At 45.3% G+C, this 791-nt stretch carries 1 protein-coding gene; it reads right to left on the bottom strand.

Annotation, left to right across the window (positions count from 1 at the left end; translation table 11 throughout):
• Positions 1–183 precede the first annotated feature (183 nt).
• On the bottom strand, positions 184–642 hold the full coding sequence (locus A3763_RS03210) for a SufE family protein (protein WP_068759879.1): 459 nt from the start codon (positions 640–642) through the stop codon (positions 184–186).
• Positions 643–791 lie beyond the last annotated feature (149 nt).

The following is a 791-nucleotide window of genomic DNA, read 5'->3' as shown; positions in this document are numbered from 1 at the left end:
TTGTGATGTTTGGTTTGGGACGAATGAAACGCAAGCTACATAAGGAAAATGAGAAACTGAAGGGAAATAATTAAATGGCTCTTAACCGAGTAGACCGTAGGCAGAGCCTTCCACGGCTCGCTGGCGGGTTAGCACGGAGAGTCCATATAAGGGGTGGAACCCTCTGCTTACGTTCGTTAAAAACTAAAAATTTCCAGCGATATTCTTCATGCGTTCAAGCATAGAGCGCAAGCCATTGCCTCGGGTTGGGCTGATATGACGCATCAGATCCATGTCATTGAATATTGCTTCAACATCTTTAGCGACGATTTCGGCAGGTGAGCGTGCATTAAGTGTCGCCAGTACAACAGAGGCAAGGCCTTTGACGATAATGGCGTCGCTCTCAATTAAAAAGAAAAGCTTGTTGCTGGCTTCGTCAAAGTAGTGAACAAGCCAGACTTGGCTTTGGCAGCCATGGACCAGGTTTAGTTCAGTCTTCTCTGCTTCAGGAAATGCCGGGAGTGATTTACCTAGGTCGATGATATATGCGTAACGTTCTTCCCAGTCATCCAGAAATTCGAAAGCCTCAAGGATATCGGCATCCGTAGTTTCGGTACCAAAAGGGTTGTTNTTAAACATGTCTGGATTAGCAGCTTGACTCATTAATACGACCTAAAGTGATAAACGATGATTCCGAGGGCGGGATTATATCATACAGATCGAGGCTTTCTTAAGGGGTGATTTTACCCTGTTAACATGCTGTATGTAGGTCGGGCTTTAGCCCGACAATGCAGGAACTTGGTATTAGTTGT

Source organism: Oleiphilus sp. HI0128 (genome assembly GCF_001635365.1).
The sequence above is the reverse complement of the archived record's forward strand: the minus strand, read 5'-3'. Positions and strand labels throughout refer to the sequence as shown.